This is a genomic window from Oceanobacter sp. 4_MG-2023 (assembly GCF_030689165.1).
GTDB lineage: Bacteria > Pseudomonadota > Gammaproteobacteria > Pseudomonadales > Oceanobacteraceae > Oceanobacter.
In genome coordinates, this window is record NZ_JAUYVV010000078.1 from 1 (window position 1) to 596 (window position 596).

The 596-nt window shown below is 54.9% G+C and carries 1 protein-coding gene; it reads right to left on the bottom strand.

Features of this window, described 5'->3' with window-relative positions; genetic code table 11:
• A partial coding sequence (locus tag Q8W24_RS16835; RefSeq protein WP_305476056.1) for an IS3 family transposase occupies positions 1-596 on the bottom strand: 596 nt, incomplete at both ends.

Genomic DNA, 596 nt, shown 5'->3' on the forward strand with positions numbered 1-596 from the left:
GCTGCAACGGGCGAAATGCCGTCGTTGAATGTATGAGGTCGCTGCCGGTTGTAGTAGTCCATCAGATAACCACCAACATCCTTCTTGGCCTCGGCTAGGTTGCGATAGCCTAGGGCCGGTATCCACTCAGATTTCAGACTTCGGAACAGTCTTTCCATCGGTGCGTTATCCCAGCAGTTGCCACGACGGCTCATGCTTTGGGTCATTCGATAACGCCATAGCCTCTGACGGAACTTACGACTGGCATACTGGCTTCCCTGATCCGAGTGGAACATAACTTTCTCTGGCTGACCACGGTGTTCCCAGGCGTGATCCAGAGCTTTTACAACCAAGTCCGCATCCGGACTGGATGACATTGCCCAGCCAACAACACGACGGGCGTACAGATCCAGCACCACAGCCAGATAGCTCCATCGCTGACCGCTCCAGATGTAAGTGATGTCGCCACACCAGATCCGATCGGGCTGCTTTACTGCAAACTCACGATCCAGGTGGTTGGGAATATCCGGCCGTTCAACGGTGGCCTGCTTGTAAGCGTGAGGGCCTGGCTGCTTACAGATCAGGCCCAGCTCGCTCATAAGTCGTCGAACCTTGAA